This window comes from Ottowia sp., assembly GCF_016703145.1.
Taxonomy (GTDB): domain Bacteria; phylum Pseudomonadota; class Gammaproteobacteria; order Burkholderiales; family Burkholderiaceae_C; genus Ottowia.
On the sequence record NZ_JADJCO010000003.1, the window covers coordinates 1,211,288 to 1,228,551 of the forward strand.

Below are 17,264 nucleotides of genomic sequence, written 5' to 3' on the forward strand. Positions count from 1 at the left end.
GGCTTCAGTTTGAACCGCCGCTGCGGTGCGCCTCCAGCCATTGCCGCCCGGTGGCCGTGAGGCGATAGCGCTGCTTGCTGCTGCGGGGCTTGTCGGGCAGGGTCATTTCCGCCCAACCGGAGGCAAGAGCGGGCAGCAGGTAGGCCTTGCGGAAGTGCTCATCGTCTTTCAGGCCCAGGGCGTTCTGTAGTTCCTGGCGGGACAAGTCGGCAGACAGCGCGCGCAGAACTCGTCCAACTTCCGGGGTGACTTCCGGGGTGACTCGGGTATCCGCCGACCCGATGCCAACAGGTGCCACGATCTGTGCCGGTGACTGCGGCCTCGCAATCACCGCCTTGAACTGATTGCCCGCCCCTTCGTCCTCAAACCGGATGTCCGGCCATTCGCCCAAGGCGCGGGGAATGCCGGAGCCCAGGCCGCGATACGGGAGGATGTGCGTGGCGTGTTCGGTCAGGGTGGGGTTGCGCCGGTTGGTCACGCCGTGGCGGATGGCGTCGATGTTCAGACTGTCGGGCAGGTGCCCGGGGCTGACGATCTCGATGCGGTCGGCGAAGACCATGATGCGGATCGACGCACTCGTGAAATAGTCCCGGTGAATGAAGGCATTGACGAGCAATTCCACGATGGCCGGCTCGGGCACCTCCAACTGGCCGATGGTGTTGAAGTCGCGCCCCGCCTGCACATGGCGCAGGTTGCGCTTGATGAACGCCAGGCTGCGCTGGTACTGCTCCAGCAAGGTGCCGTCGATGTCTTCGCTGTCCAGATAGCGGGTGTCGTGCAGCACCGTGCCCGGAAACGCCACGGCCTTGACCATGAACGCAGGCCGGTAACGCTGCGGGCGCTTGCCGAACAGCAGCAGGCCCGCGAGGTTGAGTTCCTGCCCGTCACCCAGGCCAATGTTCTGCAAGGTCTGCGGCAAGAGTAGGTCGGGCAATTGGCCGTAGCGGCGGCTGAAATAGGCGTCGAACGCCTTTTCGTCGATGTCGGCAACAGAGGTTCCCTCGACCGGCACCACGTCGGCGTAGACCAGGCCCGCGCGTTGGAACAGCCGCTGGATTTCCTCGCGCGCGGTGACGTGGCGCTTGTCCGAACCGCTCTTGACCCAGATGCGGCCCTGGTTGTCCAAATAGGGTTTGCTCAGGCCATCGGGCACGGTGACGGCGATCACCACACCTTGGGCCGTCTGGATGTTCTCGGTGATCGGATGGATCGGCGGGCGGACGTTCTGCGACGCGGCATTCGAGATCAATTGGTTCAAGCGCCGCACGTTGGCGGCATCCAGTCCGACGACGCTGCCATCGTCGTTCACATCCAGCAACAGCAGGCCGCCGCCGCTGTTGGCGAAGGCGGCCAGTTCCGCCGCGATGCTGTCGGCGTTGGATTCGTCGCGCTTGAACTGGTGGCGGCTGTCTTCGCCGCGCGCGAGGATTTGCTGGAAACCGGCTTCTGTCATGGAACGCAATCGAGCAGTTGGCTACGCGCCAACTTTGAACAATGCAGCCACGTCCACCTCGTCGGCCCTCGCAGGGATCAGACGAATCTTCTTCGCTTGCAGCGCATCACGCCCGCTGACCTTTACCTTCGTGTACTGGCTGGCCGAGGTGCCGAACACCTTCTCCATGCGAGCAACGAACTCCGGTGTAATTGCTTCCGGCACCACCACATCGACCTTTCGGTCCGGGTGGCAGCGCAAGATGTCGTTGAAGTGCTCATCCGCATTGTTGAAGGAGTAACCCGCCACGACGATGTGCCGCGCGCTCTTGATCCAATCAGATGCTTGCGCCCAGAGTTCGATGTAGCGATGCGACAGAATGGGCTTCAGCCGTAGCGGCGGCACAAGGGCCGGAATGACGTGTCGCTGCTGCCGCCAATCGTCGTGGGTGACATCGACATTCGGTGCCACGCAGTCGCGGATGAATTGCGCCGGATCGCAACCGCGAATGCTTTCGATGGGCAACAGGTCGCGTGTGTCCATCCTCACGTACTCCGCCAGCCCGCCGTGGAAGTACAGAGTCTTGTCATTCCCGAGTCGGTTTTCCAGGAAGGCTGTGTAGTTCAGCGTGATCGCGCGAACACCGTCTGGAATGCGGCCATAGAACGGCAACTTGCCCGCCTCGTGCGCCTTCAAGACTTCGTTTTGTTTGGCGACCAAGTAGGCCCACAGCGACCAGGCGATGTAGAGGTAGTTCTTGATGTCCGCAGGCTTGTCGTTATAGAAGCCCAGGAACTTCTCGATGAGCAGCGTTTCGATATTCAGCATGTCGGCGCCCAGCGCTGCGGCCACTTCATGCCTGTCCCCGCTGAGCCCCATCTTCAAGGTGCGCTTGAGAACGGTCTTGAAAGTGTCGGACAGCGACAGCTTGTGAATGTCCAGAATCGAGTCGCTATCGATCAGGTCGTCCGCATCTTTCGGGAACACCTCCCGGATCAAGCCCTCCGTTTCTTCGTCGAGTTGGCTGTGCTCCGCAATGGTTGCCAACTTGTTGAACAGACGGATGATCAACTCGCCGTGCTTGCGGATGTGGTCCTTCTCGGCAGCCAATCCAGCAATGGCCAACTGCACCCGCTGAACCATGGCCTTCTGCTCGTGCGGCTCGCGGATGGCAATCTTGTCCACCGCGCGCGCGATCATGCTGTTGAAGCTGAAACGCAAGCCGGGAAGCATGGCTCGCAAGGCTTGGTCCACCATCTTCCCCGGGCCGTCCAGATAACGTGTCACATCGGCCAGCAGCGTATTTGCCAATGGGAAATCAATGCCTGCCGTGCGGTCAACGCCAGCGCCCGTGATTAACAGCATTCAGCTTGCTCCTTTATAAATTTCATCAGTGTGAGAACACCCGCTCCAGCGCTGCGGGCAGCAAGGCGGCGTTGGCGGCGCGGATGGCGGTGTGCTTGGCTTTGAGTGCAACGACTTCGGCTTGCAGGCGGTCGAAGGATTGTTGACCGGCCAAGGGCGGGACAGGGACTGCAATCGCCATCAGCTTTTCCTGCCCGAGCGTGCGGTTGCGACCCGCCCCACCCGGCGATGCCTCGCCGATCTTGTGCAAACCTTCGTCGGTCAGGAAGTAGTAGCGCAAGAATGCTGCTGTGGTCACTGCAGATTCAGCGCGGCAGGTCATGAAGCGGTGCGAACCGAAGCGCCCCGCATCTTCGGGCTGCGCAATGGCAATCGCACCTTCCCATGCGAACACGTTGGAAAACAGCAGGTCGCCTGGCTCGATGCGGTAGAGGCGCTTGGTTCCGACCTCACCACCGGAAAGCGACGGTTTGTGGAACGTGCCCTTGCCGAAGGAACGGATGCCCAATTCGGGATAGCTTCCGTCCAAGGTGATTTGCGCCTCACGCCTCACCAGCGGTGCAACTTTCGACATGGACCGCAGCGGCGCGTCAGCGATGGCATCGCGAAAGCGCAACGCCAGGAGATGTTCGGCATCGCGCTCGACGACATCCAGATGCGCTCCGACCTGCCGGGCTTTCTCGGCCAGCGCGTCGAGGCGGGCGACCAGGGCTTGTTGTTCGGCCAGCGGTGGCAGCGCGATCTGCTGGGCCAGGAAACGATCTTCCTTGATGCGAACGCGGTTGGTCGTGCCTTCGCTGGCGGCCTTGCACAGTTCGACGAACGGGGCTGAACGCACCAGCCAGCCCATGAACGCCGGGTCGCACGTACCGGAATCACGAAACGCGAAAGATGGAAAGTCATTGCTGACGACGGCGCCGTCCAGCTCGGGCGGTACCAGGCCGATCGCGCCGTTGCGCGCGTCAATCTTGGAGAGGATCAACTGGTTGGTGCGCACCACACGCCGAGAGGTGGCAACGTCGCTGCCGCGCACCTTGCCGCGACTGATGACGCCCTTGCCCCAGAGCTTGATGGTGACTTCGTGGTATTCGGCTGCGGAGTCGATGACAGCGGATTCGTCGGAACGCTTCAGCAGTTCACCGAGCGGTACTTTCGGCCACGCCTTCATTGGACGCCATCTCCGCCGCCGCGCCCGATCCGCCGCGCCTCCAGTTCGCGCCGCGTCCTGTCCATCTCCTGCGCGAGCAACTTCTCGTCCGGCAGTTCGGTCTGGTATTCGGCCGTCAGCACTTTGTTGGACAAGCCCTCCAACGCATACCGGGCTTCGGCGCTGCCCTTTCCAGCGCACAGGATCAGGCCCACGGGCGGGTTTTCGCCGGGTTTGGTCCAATGCTCGCGGGCATAGTTGAGGTACATGTGCATCTGGCCGGCGTCTGCGTAGGTGAATTTGCCCACGTTGAGGTCGATGACCAGCAGGCACTTCAGGCGGCGGTGGAAGAACAGCAGATCGATGCGGAACCAGCTGTCGTCCAATCGCAGTCGCCGCTGGCGGCCAACGAAGGCGAAGTCGTCGCCCAACTCCAGCAGGAAATCGGCCAGGTGCTGAATCAAAGCCTCTTCCAGTTCCGATTCGGAGTATTCGTCCTTGAGGCCGAGGAATTCCAGCACGAAGGGGTCTTTGATGGCCTGTTCGGGTGTGATGGCGTCGCCGGGCTCGGCCACTTCGGCCTTCTGCAGCATGGCGGCCTTGTTGCGCGAGAGGGCGATGCGTTCGTAGAACTGGCTGCCGATCTGGCGGTGGAGCTGGCGCACGCTCCAGCCGCAGCGCAGGGCTTCGGTTTCGTAGAAGGCGCGGGCGTTCTCGCTTCTGACCGACAGCAGGCGCACGTAGGCTGACCAGGGCAAGGGGAAGGCTTGGGCGATGGTGGACAGGTCGATTGAATTCCGAGACTGCGTCTCGGAATTCAATGCCAGAGCAGATTTGGCAGACGCTGTCTGGCGAATGGGGAGCTCGGAAGATTTGGCAGACGCTGTCTGCGAAATCTCGGCGGCGGCCAATTTCGCAGACAGCGTCTGCGAAATCTTCCGTGGTGGCCAGGCCAGGTAAAACAGCCGCATCTGCTCAAGGTTGCGCTCGGAGAATCCCCTGCCGAATCGGGCTGTGAGGTCAAGCGACAAACGCAGAAGCAATGTCTCACCGTAGCCTGCACGCTGCTTTCCCCCTTGCTCGAATTCCACGATGCGTCGGCCGATCTCCCAGTAGCTGGCCGTCATCAGCGCGTTGGCGCTGCGCGCAGCGGCGCGGCGCGCTTCTTCCAGCAGGGTGACGATGTGGGTACGGATGCCGCTGTACACAGTTTCGTCGTCGACTTTGGCAGTCTTGGCCGGCACACGCTTGCTCATGCCTGCACCTCGTTCACCAGCACCTCGATCTCCCCCAGCAGCCGCATCACCTCCGCTTCGTGCCCGCGCATGGAGGCGATCAAGTCCCTCGGGTCGGCATGCTCCAGCCCCACCTTGGCGTTGGGGTTCTTGCGATCCAGGTTGTAGCCGCTGGCTGCGATGTCGGCGGCGCTGACTTGCCAAGCCCGGGCGCATTCTTCCCGCACGTTCCACCACGCCAGCACGGGTGCGAATTCCTCGAACTGCAAGGGCGCGGTCTTGCTGTATTTCTTGCGGCCTTCGGGCAAAGGCAGCTCGTAGTACCAGATGCTTTCGGTGGGGCCGCCGCGTTCGAAGAACAGCAGGTTGGCCGGAATGTCGGTGTAGGGCGCGAACACGCCTTGCGGCAGGCGCACGATGGTGTGCAGGTTGAATTCCTTGAGCAGTTCGGCCTTGATGGTGGCGGCCACGCCGTCGCCGAACAGGGTGCCGTTGGGCACGACCACGGCCGCGCGGCCACCGCGCTGCGCCGCCTTCTTGCCCGGCACGGGCGCGCCCGCCACGCGCAGCTTGCGCATGATGTATTGCAGGAACAGCAGCGCGGTTTCGCTGGTTTGCATGTGGGGCGGAAAGTTGGCCTTGATACCGGCTTCTTCCTCGCCGCCGAAGGGCGGGTTGGTGAGGATGAGGTCCACTCGCTCGGCGTGGCCGATTTCGCTGATGCGGCGCTCCAGCGTGTTGCCGTAGGCGACCTGCGGCGCTTCCAGCCCGTGCAGCAGCAGGTTCATTTGCGCCAGCATGTAGGGCAGCGGCTTGGCCTCTTGTCCATACAGCGTGTCGCGCTGCAGGCTGCGGCGCTGCTCGGTGTGGGTCACCTGCGGGGCGATGTGGTCGTAGGCTTCGACGAGAAATCCGCCGGTGCCGCAGGCCGGGTCGAGCACGGTTTCGCCCAGACGCGGGTCGCTCGCCTGCACCATGAAGCGCACCACCGGGCGCGGGGTGTAGAACTCGCCGCTGTCGCCCGCCGCGTCGCGCATTTCGCGCAGCATGGATTCGTAGAGGTGCGAGAGGGTGTGGATTTCCTCGCTGGCGCTGAAGTGGATGCCGTTGATCTTGTTGACGATGTCGCGCAGCAGGTAGCCGCTGACCATGCGGTTCTGCACGCCCTTGAAGACGTTGGCGATGACTTCGCGCTGGCTGCCTTTCTCGCCTTCTCCCGCCAGACTGCGTAGGTAAGCAAAGAGGCCCACCCCCGGCTGCCGTCGGCGCGGTGCGTGTGCTCTTGCCCGATGAAGGCCAGCAGTTCGTCGCCGGTGATGCCGTCCTCGCGCGCGGCCCAGTCGCGCCAGCGGTACGGCGTTTCGATGATGGGCTGGCAGGGCTTGCCGTCGAGTTCGGCTTCCTGCGCGTTCTTGAATTCCAGATCGTCGAGGAACTTGAGGAACATCACCCAGGTGAGCAGCGGCAGGCGATCCGCGTCGCCGTTCAGGCCCTTGTCCTTGCGCAGAATCTTGCGCGCGCTGCCGATCAGCGCGGAGAGGTTGTCGCGGGTGGTGAGCAGTGCTTTGGTTTTGGCCTGAGTCTTGGTTTTTGCCATCGGGTCAACGTCTTCTTATTGGTAGATCGCGGTCTGGAGCCGGGTGACGGCCTCCCGCATGGCATGAACGCCGCCAAAGTGGCGGGCGGCGATTTCTGACGGGGAGCCGTAGCGGTCGAAGGGCTGAACCTTCATCAATTCAGACAACGCGCTGAACTGGATGATGCCGCGCTCGATGTAGCGGTCGAGCAGCAGCGTGAGGATTTCGCGCGCGGTGTCGCTGTACTGTGCGAACAGATCCTGCGTCTTGCTTCGGGCTTGCTCGGCGCGCTGGCGGCGCGTGCGCAGGGGTGCGTTCCACGCCAGATGGCACAGCAGATCGAAGGGGTCGGCGTCGGGCTGTTCGCTGCTGGACGCCAGTTCCTCGAAGCTGATGCCGCGCTCGCTCAGTTCGCGCAACACCTCGGCGCGCGTGTCGGGGTTGGCCCACTTCGACTGCAGCGCCTCGCGCGTGGGGTAGAGCGTGCGCAGGGCGCGGCCCGAATAGTCGGTGTACTTGACGACCTGCAGCTTCTTGCCATTGGCATCGAGGTCGTAGACCAGGTGGCCAATGACCTCGACCTCGCCACCGTCGATGTAGAACTTGCGGGGTTCGACGTGATCATCGCCGGCAAGCGCGACGCCTGCGTCGGCGATCCGATGCTCAGCTTGCAGTTCAAGCGGCTCGCCATCTTCCTCAACAGCGATGACGGCAACTTGCACGCCGTCTTCATCAACGACCACGTCCTCGATGCGCGCGGGCTCGCCATCGAAGTCCGGGTCGGCAAAGTGCTGCGTGGCGGTGCCGGTGAAGTCGATGATGTTGAAGTATTCCTTGCCGTAGTCCACCTTGAGCCGCGTGCCCCGGCCGATGATCTGCTTGAACTCGGAACGCGAGCCGACCACGCGGGCCAGCACCACGTTCTTGACCATTTCGGCATCGACGCCGGTGGTCAGCAACTGCGAGGTGGTGAGGATGACGGGCGCGGGCTCGTCCACGTCCTGAAAATCGGCCAGATGCGCAAGGCCGACATCGCCTTCATCGGCGGTGACGCGGCAGACGTAGTTCGGGTACTGCCGGACCAGATCGCTGTTGAGGTTGACAAGCTCCTGCCGCATCTCGGCGGCGTGCTCCTGGTCGACGCAGAACACGATGGTTTTTGCAAAGCGGTCGGTGCCCTTGAGCCAATCGGTCAGGTGCCGCGCCATCGCCCGGGTGCGGGCGCGCAGCGCGACGATGCGCTCGAAGTCCCGGGTCTCGTATTCGTCGTCGGGCACCTCTCGGCCGTAGCGGTCCAGTTCGTCCTTGTTGGGGCGCCAACCCGCCGCGTCCACCGTGGTGATGACGCGATGCACGCGGTAGGGCGCGAGAAAGCCGTCCTCGATGCCTTGGCGCAGGCTGTAGGTGTAGACGGGGTTGCCGAAGTAGTCGTAGCTGTCGCGCGCTTCTTCGCGCAACGGCGTGGCCGTCATGCCGAACTGCACGGCGGGTGAAAAGTAGTCGAGCACCGCGCGCCATGCGCTTTGGTCTCGGCTGGAACCGCGGTGGCATTCATCGATGATGATGAGGTCGAAGAAGTCGGGGCGGTACTGGCGGAACACGTCGGCGTTGGCGGTGGCGAGCGCCTGGTAGATGCCGAAGTACATGTCCCGGCTCTGGCGGGCGTCGCCGGCCGAGATCTTGTGCCTGGCGTCGCCGAAGGGCGCGAACATCTTGGCCATCGGGTCGTCGACCAGGATGTTGCGGTCGGCCAGGAACAGGATTTTGGGGCGGCGGTATTCACCGGTGCGGTTCCATCGGCTGTTCCACAGCTTCCAGCAGATCTGGAACGCCACGCAGGTCTTGCCGGTGCCGGTGGCCAGCGTGGCGAGGATGCGCTTTTGGCCCAGCAGGACGGCCTCGATCACACGCTGGATGGCGATCTGCTGGTAGTAGCGCGGCACTTTGCCGGAGACCAGATTGAAGGGTTCCAGCAGGTGCGGCGTGGCGGCTTGTGGCAGGTGCGTGGCGGCTGTCAGGCGGGAAAACAGCTCTTCCGGCGTGGCGTAGCGGTCCACCTCGCGCTCGGTGCCTGCCGTGTAGTCGATCTCGATGATGCGGTGGCCGTTGGTCGCATAGGCAAACTTGAGGCCGAGCATTTCGGCGTACTCGCGCGCCTGCTGCACGCCGGTTTCAGCGGGCAGGCTCGCCTCCTTGGCCTCGACCACGGCCAGTGGAACGTCGCGGCGGTAGTACAGCAGGTAGTCGGCGCGCCGTTGCGGGCCGCGCCGCACCTTGCCGCCCGCGACGATGATGCGGCCATGGGTGAAGCTGCGTTGCTCGCCGATGGCATGGGGCGCGTTGCCCCAGCCGGCCTCGACCAGCTTGGGGGTGACGAACTCGCGGCAGGTATCTGCTTCGGTCATCGCGCTTTCCTGCGCATGCGAATCCATGCGGCAAGCGCGTCTTCTTCCAACTCTCCGGCTGCCAAATTCAGCATGACCCGTACGCAGTCCTCGTCGTCGGCTTCCAAACAAAAGCCGTTGAGATCCAAAAACACTTCGAGCGCCACGAAGGCCGTGCGCTTGTTGCCATCGACGAAAGGGTGGTTGCGGGCGATGCCGAATGCGTAGCAGGCCGCCAGTTCCGCCGCGTCGGGCGCGCCGTAATGCGCGCGTTGCTGCGGCCGGCTCAGCGCTGAAGCCAGCATGCCCGCATCGCGCACGCCGCCAGGTCCGCCGTGTTCCGCCAGTTGCTCTTCATGCGCCGCATGGACGAGGCGCTCGCTCAACCACACCCAGGCTGGATGGGCCGCGCCGCTCACTTGGCCAACTCGCGCAGCACGTTGCGGCGCTTCTTCATCACGCCACGGGCGATCTCCATCTGCTGTTCGAACTCGGCGTCGTAGGGCGTCAGGTGGTATCCGCCTTCGGCCATCTCGGTGACATACACCACATCACCCTTGCCAACGTTCATCTTGGTCAGCATCTCCTTGGGAAAGATCACGCCGACGGAATTCCCGATCTGGGTCAGTTTGATGGCGGACATGGTGGCCCCTGCACTGAAGTTATAACAATCGTTATATTATCGGCGCTCCAATCTCTCCGCAAGCCCATGCTCACCGTCAACAAACGCATGCCCCAGGGCCGCGGCCTCGCGCCCGTGCTGCTCAAACGCGCCGCCACGGTCGAACTCGACTGGGACGTGCGGCAGAAGAGCCGTTTTGACGCCACCGATTCGCTGGGCCGGCAGATCGGCGTGTTCCTGCCGCGCGGCACCGCCGTGCGCGGGGGCGACGTGCTGGTGGCCGAGGACGGCTCGCTGATTCGCGTGATCGCGGCAAAGCAGACGGTGCTGCGCATCACGCACTGCCGCGAGCATGGCACGCCCTTCGACCTGACGCGCGCCGCCTACCACCTGGGCAACCGGCACGTGCCGATCGAGCTCACGCCCGAGCACCTGCAGATCGAGCCCGACCACGTGCTGGCCGACATGCTGCGCGCCATGCACCTGATCGTCAGCGAGGTGCAGGCGCCCTTCGAACCCGAGGGCGGCGCCTACGGCGGCCACGTGACGAACGACGGCCACGGCCATCACCACCATGGGCATGACCACGGTCACGCCCACTGACGACCGCGCCCCGGCATCGCTCGGCGCGCACGGCCTGCTGCAACTGATCTGGCTGGCCTCGCCCGCGCTGCCCGTCGGCGGCTTCTCGTATTCCGAGGGCCTGGAGGCCGCCGTCGAGTGGGCTGGCGTGGACAGCGAGGCCACCGCCGCCGGTTGGCTGGTCGACCAGTTGCGCCTGAGCCTGGCGCCGGGCGATCTGGCCGTGGTGGCCGAAGGCATCCGCGCCTGGCCGGCCGGCGGCGGCGAACGCATCCGCGCGCTCAACGCCTGGGTGCTCGCCACGCGCGAGTCCGCCGAATTCCTGCTGCAGACCGAGCAAATGGGCCGCTCCTTCGTCGAATGGCTCAAGCTGCACCACGAAGACGCCGCCGCCTGCTTCGATGGCCTGCCCGTCACCTACCCGGTCGCCTTCGCCTTCGCCGCCGCGAGGAGCGGCGCCAGCGTGGTGGACGGCTGCCTGGCCTTCGCCTTCGGCTGGGCCGAGAACATGACCGCCGCCGCCGTCAAGGCCGTGCCGCTGGGCCAGAGCGCCGGCCAGCGCATCCTGGCGCGGCTGGCGCGCGAAATCCCCGCCGCGGTGGACGACGCGCTGGCCCGCACCGACGATACGCGGCAGGCCTTCAGCCCGATGCTCGCCATCCTCTCGGCGCGGCACGAAACCCAGTATTCCCGCCTTTTCCGGAGTTGAATCCATGGCCCTGCACCACATCCCGAACCGCACGAAGAAGTTGCCGCCGCTGCGCGTGGGCATCGGCGGCCCCGTCGGCTCCGGCAAGACCACGCTGCTGGAGATGCTGTGCAAGGCGATGCGCGAGAAGTACGACCTCGTCGCCATCACCAACGACATCTACACCAAGGAAGACCAGCGCCTGCTCACCGTGGCCGGCGCGCTGCCGGCCGAGCGCATCATGGGCGTGGAGACGGGCGGCTGCCCGCACACCGCCATCCGCGAGGACGCCTCCATCAACCTGGAGGCCATCGACCGCATGCTGGCGCAGTTTCCGGACGCCGACGTGGTGTTCGTCGAGAGCGGCGGCGACAACCTGGCCGCCACCTTCAGCCCCGAGCTGAGCGATTTGACGATCTATGTGATCGACGTCGCCGCTGGCGAAAAGATCCCGCGCAAGGGCGGTCCCGGCATCACCAAGAGCGACCTGTTCGTCATCAACAAGACCGACCTGGCGCCGCACGTGGGCGCCAGCCTGGACGTGATGCGCGCCGACACCGAGCGCATGCGCGGCGCGAAGCCGTTCGTGATGACCAACCTGAAGACGCTGAGCGGCCTGGCCGACGTGGTGGCGTTCATCGAGCAGCGCGGCATGTTGCGGGCGGGTCAGTCGGGGTGAGCCGCGCGGGCTCGGGCCGGGCGGCGTGAGCGGCCGAAGTAGGGGCGGGCACTCAGGATGTTCATCCCAACCTGGTTCACGCCGTACTCACTTCAACGCATCTTGAGAAAGCTGCCGCGGAGGTGCGAGGAGTGTCCAGGGCGGCACGCCCAAGGCTTTGGCGAAACGCTCGAGGTTGGACAGCGAGACGTTCCAGCGCATGCGCTCCACCGCTGAGACGTAGGTCCGGTCCAATTCGCACTCCAGTGCCAGGCGCTCCTGGGACCATCCCTTCTCCACACGGCGCAGGCGCAGCCAGTACGCAAGGATTTCACGCAAATCGTCTGAATTCGGCAACGACGTGGGCGGTTGAGGCTTGGCTGACACCTCGACAGCATGGATGTTTGATACATTTGCATCCACGGAGTTTGCTTCACATCTGAAGCGTGAAGCCCCTGACCCGGCGCTCGAGGCGAGTCATCACAACGTTTCCATGAAAGGGGTTCTCAATGAGGGTTTCGATCTCCAACAAATCGGTGCATCAGCGATGGGCCGGGGATGGCGTGGGTTCGCTCAGGCATGTTGCGCTGGCGCTGGTGTCCTTTGGGCATTTCGCCCAGGCGGCGGGAACATCCAGGGCCACCGACGCGGCCCCAAGGGCGAGCGAGATCGAATGGATCGACTTGTCCGATTACGACGCCGCGCAAGCCATGTCTACAGGCAACGGGCAACCCATCACCATCGATCTCCTGAATGGACGAAAACTGCGCTTTCGGCTCAAGTACACCAATGGTGAGCCTGAGGCGGCCACTTACGGTGTAGCTGCTTCGCCAATCAGTTTCGATCCCGCATCCTTCGGGCGTACCGGCTATCTCGGGATTGCGGGCCAGCCCATCATCTAGGGCCGCCGTGGAGGCGTCGTTGAAATCTCCAATATCCAGGTCTCGGACGCAAGCGGCAACTTGTTTGCTTTCGAGTGGGTCGCGGCAGATGCCGAATCAACGGGACATTCCATCACGCGGTAGGAGTTCATCGAGTTCAAATCGAATGGCACCGCCTGGACGCGGATCGCATCCTTGAACCGACCTGCCGACAACGCCGCCAACCCTGGCACGCTGCAAATCAGCGGATCGCCCAGTGTTGCCAGAATTCAGACGGACGCGATCACCTCGCCTGAAGGTGGTGCCTACGTGCTGGGCACGTCAAGCCCGTCAAGCGTCACGTTCACCTATGGCTCTGATCTTCCCGGCGGACCGGAGACCCACGGAAGTCGGCAAGCGGCGGCGTTTGGGATCATTCCCAGCCAAACCATCGTTGGCAACCTGAACGTGCCCGTACCCGCAAACCATCCCCTGGCCCTTTTTCCCGTGATGCTGGCATTGGGCTGGCTGGCCAAAAGAAAGCTCGGTACGGGCTGATTCAGCCCTGGGGCGACACGTATTCGACGAAGCCGTCCCCGCGGCAGAAGCCCAGCAGCCGGATCCCCGCTTGCCGTGCGACCTTGATCGCCAGGGACGTGGGGGCCGAGATCGTCGCGATCATCGGGATGTCCCTGCGCGCCGCCTTGCGCACCAGTTCGTAGCTCGCGCGGCTGGACAGGAACACGAAGCCCGAGCGCGTGTCGGTCTGCTCGCGGGCGAGCTGGCCGATCAGCTTGTCGAGCGCGTTGTGCCTGCCCACGTCCTCGAACACGTCCAGTACCGCCCCGTCGCGGTCGCACCAGGCTGCGGCGTGGATGCCGCCGGTCTCGCGCATCAGCCTTTGGTGCGCGGGCAGATCGCGCGCCGCGCGCTCGATGGCGCTGGCGTCGATGGCCGCGGCGGCGCCAGCGGCGCCGATGCGCGGGGGATGCAAGTCCAGCAGCGCAATGCTCTCGACGCCGCACACGCCGCAGCCGCTGCGGCCCGCCAGCGCGCGCCGTCGGCCCTTGAGCGCCGCGAAGGCCTGCTGGGAGACGGTCAGCCGCACCTCGGCGCTGTCGGCGGCGCAGACCGCCTCGATGTCGAAGACGTCCGGCATGCCCTCGACGATGCCTTCGCTGAGCGCGAAGCCCAGGGCGAACACCTCCAGATCGATGGGCGTGGCCATCATCACGGCATGCGAGATGCCGTTGAAGACCAGCGCGACGGGGAGTTCCTCGACGACGTGGTCGGCGGCTTGGCGGGCGCTGCCGTGCCGGTGGCGCGTGACGGTCTGGGCAATGCTGCCGGTGTGGTCGGAGGGGTTTTGCGACATGCGGAGGGCGGACTGCGATTTCACGGCGGTCGATCGTGCGGGATGCGCGGAAGCGTTGCGCGCCGATCCCGAGGCAGGGGCCATTAGACCGCATGGATGAGCGCCGGCCGCCGCTGGTCCACTGCGGAGTTGTCATTTTGTTGTTTCACTCTAGAATGGTTCGGCACACTCCAGCTACCAAAAAAAAAGGCCGCCACGATGCAACTCTCCCGCCGCCAGTTCATGAAAGTGACTGGCTCCACCCTGGCGGGCTCGAGCTTGGCGCTGATGGGTTTCTCGCCGGCCACCGCGCTGGCCGAGGTCCGTCAGTACAAGCTCGCCGCCACCACCGTCACACGCCAGACCTGCACGTACTGCTCGGTCGGCTGCGGCATCCTGATGTACGCGCTAGGCGATGGCTCCAAGAACGCCAAGGCGTCGGTGATCCACGTCGAGGGCGACCCCGACCACCCCGTCAACCGCGGCACGCTGTGCCCCAAGGGCGCGGGCCTGCTGGACTTCATCAACAGCCCCAACCGCCTGCTGTACCCCGAGTACCGCGCGCCGGGCTCCGACAAGTGGCAGCGCATCTCGTGGGACGACGCGCTCACCCGCATCGCCAAGCTGCTCAAGGCGGACCGCGACGCCAACTTCCAGGAGACGACGGCGGATGGCCTGAAGGTCAACCGCTGGCTCTCCACCGGCATGCTGGCCGCCTCGGCCGCCAGCAACGAGGCCGGCTACATCACCCACAAAGTGGCCCGTTCCTGGGGCCTGCTGGCATTCGATAACCAAGCCCGTGTTTGACACGGCCCGACGGTGGCAGGTCTTGCCCCGACGTTTGGCCGTGGAGCGATGACGAACCATTGGGTCGACATCAAGAACGCGGACGTTATTTTGATCATGGGCGGCAATGCCGCCGAAGCGCACCCCTGCGGATTCAAGTGGGTGACCGAAGCGAAGGCGCACAACAAGGCGCACTTCATGGTGGTGGACCCGCGCTTCAACCGCTCGGCCTCGGTGGCGGACTTCTACGCGCCCATCCGTTCGGGCAGCGACATCGTCTTCCTCGGCGGGATGATCAATTACCTGCTGACCCACGACAAGATCCACCACGAGTACGTCCACAACTACACGGACTTCAGCTTCATCGTGCGCGACGACTACCAGTTCGTCGATGGCATCTTCTCGGGCTACGACGAACAGAAGCGCACCTACGACAAGAAGAGCTGGGACTACGAGCTGGGCGAAGACGGGTACGTCAAGACCGACCCGACGCTGCAGGATCCGCGCTGCGTCTACCAGTTGCTGAAGAAGCACTACGCCAGCTACACGCCCGAGAAGGTCGAGAGCGCCTGCGGCACGCCCCAGGCCAAGTTCCTGCACGTGTGCGAGAAGTTCGCGTCCACCGCCGTGCCGGGCCGCGCCGCGACCATCCTGTATGCGCTGGGCTGGACGCAGCATTCCATCGGCGCGCAGATTCTGCGCTGCGCCGCCATGGTGCAACTGCTGTGCGGCAACATGGGCGTGGCCGGCGGCGGCATGAATGCGCTGCGCGGGCACTCCAACATCCAGGGCCTGACGGACCTGGGCCTGCTGTCGGCCAGCCTGCCGGGCTACCTGACGCTGCCCAATGAGAAGGAGCAGGACTACCCGGCCTACATCGCCGCGCGCACGCAAAAGCCTTTGCGCGCCGGGCAGATGAGCTACTGGCAGAACTACCCCAAGTTCCACGTCAGCCTGATGAAGTCCTGGTACGGCGCCAACGCGACGGCCGAGAACCACTGGGGCTACGACTACCTGCCCAAGCTGGACAAGCAGTACGACATGCTGCAGTTCTTCCAACTCATGAACGAGGGCAAGGTCAACGGCTATATCGCGCAGGGCTTCAACCCCATCGCGGCGCTGGCCAACAGCGGGCGCGTGCGCGACGGCCTGGCCAAGCTCAAGTTCCTGGTCATCATGGACCCGCTGGCGACCGAGACCTCCGAGTTCTGGCGCAATTTCGGCGAGTTCAACGACATCGACACCGCGTCCGTGCAAACCGAGGTGTTCCGCCTGCCGACGACCTGCTTCGCCGAGGAAGAAGGCGCCGTGGTCAGCTCCTCGCGCGTGCTGCAGTGGCACTGGAAGGCGGCCGAGCCCCCGGGCGAGGCCAAGACCGACGTGGCCATCATGTCGGCCCTGCACCACCGCCTGACCGCGCTCTACAAGAAGGAAGGCGGCGCCTATGCCGACCCGATCCTGAAGATCGACTGGCCCTACGCCGAGCCCGACCACCCGAGTTCCGAGGAAATCGCCAAGGAATACAACGGCAAGGCGCTCGTCGATCTGACCGACCCCAAAGACCCCACCAAGGTGCTGCGCCCCGCCGGCCAGCAAGTGTCGGGCTTTGGCGAGTTGCGCGACGATGGCACCACGGCCAGCGGCTGCTGGATCTATGCCGGCGCCTGGACGCAGGCGGGCAACCAGATGGGCCGGCGCGACAACGCCGACCCCACGGGCATCGGCAACACGCTGAACTGGGCCTGGGCCTGGCCCGCCAACCGCCGCGTGCTCTACAACCGCGCCTCGGCCGACCTGAAGGGCAAAGCCTTCAACCCGCACCGCAAGCTGATCGAATGGAACGGCAAGGCGTGGGCGGGTGCCGACGTGCCCGACATGGGCGTCGGCCTGGCGCCCGAAACCGGCGCCGGCCCGTTCATCATGAACCCCGAGGGCGTGGCGCGCTTTTTCGCCCGCAAGGGGCTCAACGAGGGGCCGTTCCCGACCCACTACGAGCCCTTCGACACGCCGCTGGGCTTCAACCCGATGTACCCGGACAACGCCAAGGCCACCAGTTCACCGGCCGCGCGGGTGTTCCCCCACATCTGGGAGACCTTTGGCAAGGCGGCGGACTTCCCGCACGTGGGCACCACTTACCGCCTGACCGAGCACTTCCACTACTGGACCAAGCACGCGCTGGTCAATGCCATCACCCAGCCCGAGCAATTCGTCGAGATCGGCGAGGCGATGGCGGGCGAGCTGGGCATCAAGGCGGGCGACCGCGTGAAGGTCAGCTCCAAGCGCGGCTTCATCAAGGCCGTGGCAGTGGTCACCAAGCGCATCAAGCCGATGAAGATCGAGGGCCGCAACGTGCACCACGTGGGCATTCCCATCCACTGGGGCTTCAAGGGCGTGACCAAGCCCGGCTTCCTGGCCAATACGCTGACTCCTTTCGTCGGCGACGGCAACACCAATACACCGGAATTCAAGACCTTCCTCGTGAAGGTCGAGAAGGTCTAGGAGAAAAAAATGAAGCCCCCACGCTCACTTCGTTCGCTGCCCCCCAAGGGGGCGCTCAGTACCTTCGGAACGGCC

15 protein-coding genes and 1 pseudogene are annotated in these 17,264 nt (G+C 64.6%); 6 read left to right on the top strand and 10 right to left on the bottom strand.

Translation table 11 applies throughout. The features are described 5' to 3' along the window. Window positions 1–4: 4 nt before the first annotated feature. The 8 genes and pseudogenes from IPG65_RS09540 to IPG65_RS09580 all read right to left on the bottom strand — a co-directional run bounded on the left by IPG65_RS09540 (window position 5) and on the right by IPG65_RS09580 (window position 9,783). Window positions 5–1,453 (bottom strand): Fic family protein, encoded by a 1,449-nt coding sequence (locus IPG65_RS09540; RefSeq protein WP_293188973.1) that lies wholly within the window; start codon window positions 1,451–1,453, stop codon window positions 5–7. Between the two features lie 21 nt (window positions 1,454–1,474). Further along, the gene (locus IPG65_RS09545; protein WP_293188974.1) at window positions 1,475–2,797 is read right to left on the bottom strand and encodes a hypothetical protein; all 1,323 of its coding nucleotides are present in this window, start codon (window positions 2,795–2,797) and stop codon (window positions 1,475–1,477) included. A gap of 25 nt (window positions 2,798–2,822) precedes the next feature. After that, entirely contained in the window at window positions 2,823–3,965 is a 1,143-nt protein-coding gene (locus IPG65_RS09550) for a restriction endonuclease subunit S (protein ID WP_293188975.1), read from the bottom strand. Further along, a complete protein-coding gene (locus IPG65_RS09555; protein ID WP_293188976.1) occupies window positions 3,962–5,200 on the bottom strand; it encodes a PDDEXK nuclease domain-containing protein in 1,239 nt (412 codons plus the stop codon). Before IPG65_RS09555 ends, IPG65_RS09550 begins: the two co-directional genes overlap by 4 nt. After that, window positions 5,197–6,776 (bottom strand): annotated as a pseudogene (locus tag IPG65_RS19335) (class I SAM-dependent DNA methyltransferase). Before IPG65_RS19335 ends, IPG65_RS09555 begins: the two are co-directional and overlap by 4 nt. Window positions 6,777–6,791: 15 nt before the next feature. Next, on the bottom strand, window positions 6,792–9,161 hold the full coding sequence (hsdR, locus tag IPG65_RS09570) for an EcoAI/FtnUII family type I restriction enzme subunit R (protein WP_293188978.1): 2,370 nt from the start codon (window positions 9,159–9,161) through the stop codon (window positions 6,792–6,794). After that, entirely contained in the window at window positions 9,158–9,559 is a 402-nt protein-coding gene (locus IPG65_RS09575; protein ID WP_293188979.1) for a type II toxin-antitoxin system death-on-curing family toxin, read from the bottom strand. The genes hsdR and IPG65_RS09575 overlap by 4 nt, the downstream gene beginning before the upstream one ends. After that, window positions 9,556–9,783, bottom strand: a complete 228-nt coding sequence (locus tag IPG65_RS09580; protein ID WP_293188980.1) for an AbrB/MazE/SpoVT family DNA-binding domain-containing protein — start codon at window positions 9,781–9,783, stop codon at window positions 9,556–9,558. Before IPG65_RS09580 ends, IPG65_RS09575 begins: the two co-directional genes overlap by 4 nt. Before the next feature lie 66 nt (window positions 9,784–9,849). On the opposite strand from IPG65_RS09580, the gene ureE reads away from it, so the two are divergent. The 3 genes from ureE to ureG are packed head-to-tail and all read left to right on the top strand — an operon-like array spanning window position 9,850 to window position 11,711. After that, window positions 9,850–10,365 carry an urease accessory protein UreE gene (gene ureE / locus IPG65_RS09585; RefSeq protein ID WP_293188981.1) on the top strand — a complete coding sequence of 172 codons (516 nt, stop codon included), beginning with the start codon at window positions 9,850–9,852 and terminating at the stop codon, window positions 10,363–10,365. Next, complete coding sequence (locus IPG65_RS09590; protein WP_293190034.1) at window positions 10,343–11,053, top strand: urease accessory protein UreF; 711 nt, start codon at window positions 10,343–10,345, stop codon at window positions 11,051–11,053. Before ureE ends, IPG65_RS09590 begins: the two co-directional genes overlap by 23 nt. 4 nt (window positions 11,054–11,057) lie before the next feature. Then, complete coding sequence (ureG, locus tag IPG65_RS09595; protein ID WP_293188982.1) at window positions 11,058–11,711, top strand: urease accessory protein UreG; 654 nt, start codon at window positions 11,058–11,060, stop codon at window positions 11,709–11,711. An 87-nt stretch (window positions 11,712–11,798) separates the two neighbouring features. Here ureG and IPG65_RS09600 read toward each other — a convergent pair whose 3' ends face one another. Further along, window positions 11,799–12,077 carry a helix-turn-helix transcriptional regulator gene (locus IPG65_RS09600; RefSeq protein WP_293190036.1) on the bottom strand — a complete coding sequence of 93 codons (279 nt, stop codon included), beginning with the start codon at window positions 12,075–12,077 and terminating at the stop codon, window positions 11,799–11,801. Between the two features lie 122 nt (window positions 12,078–12,199). Here IPG65_RS09600 and IPG65_RS09605 point away from each other — a divergent pair, with 122 nt between their 5' ends. Both IPG65_RS09605 and IPG65_RS09610 read left to right on the top strand, forming a co-directional pair. Further along, entirely contained in the window at window positions 12,200–12,592 is a 393-nt protein-coding gene (locus IPG65_RS09605; RefSeq protein WP_293188983.1) for a hypothetical protein, read from the top strand. A 174-nt stretch (window positions 12,593–12,766) separates the two neighbouring features. After that, window positions 12,767–13,108, top strand: a complete 342-nt coding sequence (locus IPG65_RS09610) for a hypothetical protein (RefSeq protein ID WP_293188984.1) — start codon at window positions 12,767–12,769, stop codon at window positions 13,106–13,108. Between the two features lies 1 nt (window position 13,109). On the opposite strand, the gene fdhD is transcribed toward IPG65_RS09610, so the two are convergent. Further along, window positions 13,110–13,925 (bottom strand): formate dehydrogenase accessory sulfurtransferase FdhD, encoded by an 816-nt coding sequence (fdhD, locus tag IPG65_RS09615; protein WP_293188985.1) that lies wholly within the window; start codon window positions 13,923–13,925, stop codon window positions 13,110–13,112. Window positions 13,926–14,123: 198 nt separating this feature from the next. On the opposite strand from fdhD, the gene fdnG reads away from it, so the two are divergent. Further along, window positions 14,124–17,189, top strand: coding sequence for a formate dehydrogenase-N subunit alpha (gene fdnG / locus IPG65_RS09620; RefSeq protein ID WP_293188986.1), 3,066 nt, complete (start codon window positions 14,124–14,126; stop codon window positions 17,187–17,189). Window positions 17,190–17,264 lie beyond the last annotated feature (75 nt).

Excerpts from the sequence above, each read along its gene's own strand:
- IPG65_RS09540 (WP_293188973.1), bottom strand. The coding sequence starts at position 1,453 with ATGACAGAAGCCGGTTTCCAGCAAATCCTCGCGCGCGGCGAAGACAGC.
- IPG65_RS09545 (WP_293188974.1), bottom strand. The coding sequence starts at position 2,797 with ATGCTGTTAATCACGGGCGCTGGCGTTGACCGCACGGCAGGCATTGAT.
- IPG65_RS09550 (WP_293188975.1), bottom strand. The coding sequence starts at position 3,965 with ATGAAGGCGTGGCCGAAAGTACCGCTCGGTGAACTGCTGAAGCGTTCC.
- IPG65_RS09555 (WP_293188976.1), bottom strand. The coding sequence starts at position 5,200 with ATGAGCAAGCGTGTGCCGGCCAAGACTGCCAAAGTCGACGACGAAACT.
- hsdR (WP_293188978.1), bottom strand. The coding sequence starts at position 9,161 with ATGACCGAAGCAGATACCTGCCGCGAGTTCGTCACCCCCAAGCTGGTC.
- IPG65_RS09580 (WP_293188980.1), bottom strand. The coding sequence starts at position 9,783 with ATGTCCGCCATCAAACTGACCCAGATCGGGAATTCCGTCGGCGTGATC.
- ureE (WP_293188981.1), top strand. The coding sequence starts at position 9,850 with ATGCTCACCGTCAACAAACGCATGCCCCAGGGCCGCGGCCTCGCGCCC.
- IPG65_RS09590 (WP_293190034.1), top strand. The coding sequence starts at position 10,343 with ATGACCACGGTCACGCCCACTGACGACCGCGCCCCGGCATCGCTCGGC.
- ureG (WP_293188982.1), top strand. The coding sequence starts at position 11,058 with ATGGCCCTGCACCACATCCCGAACCGCACGAAGAAGTTGCCGCCGCTG.
- IPG65_RS09605 (WP_293188983.1), top strand. The coding sequence starts at position 12,200 with ATGAGGGTTTCGATCTCCAACAAATCGGTGCATCAGCGATGGGCCGGG.
- fdhD (WP_293188985.1), bottom strand. The coding sequence starts at position 13,925 with ATGTCGCAAAACCCCTCCGACCACACCGGCAGCATTGCCCAGACCGTC.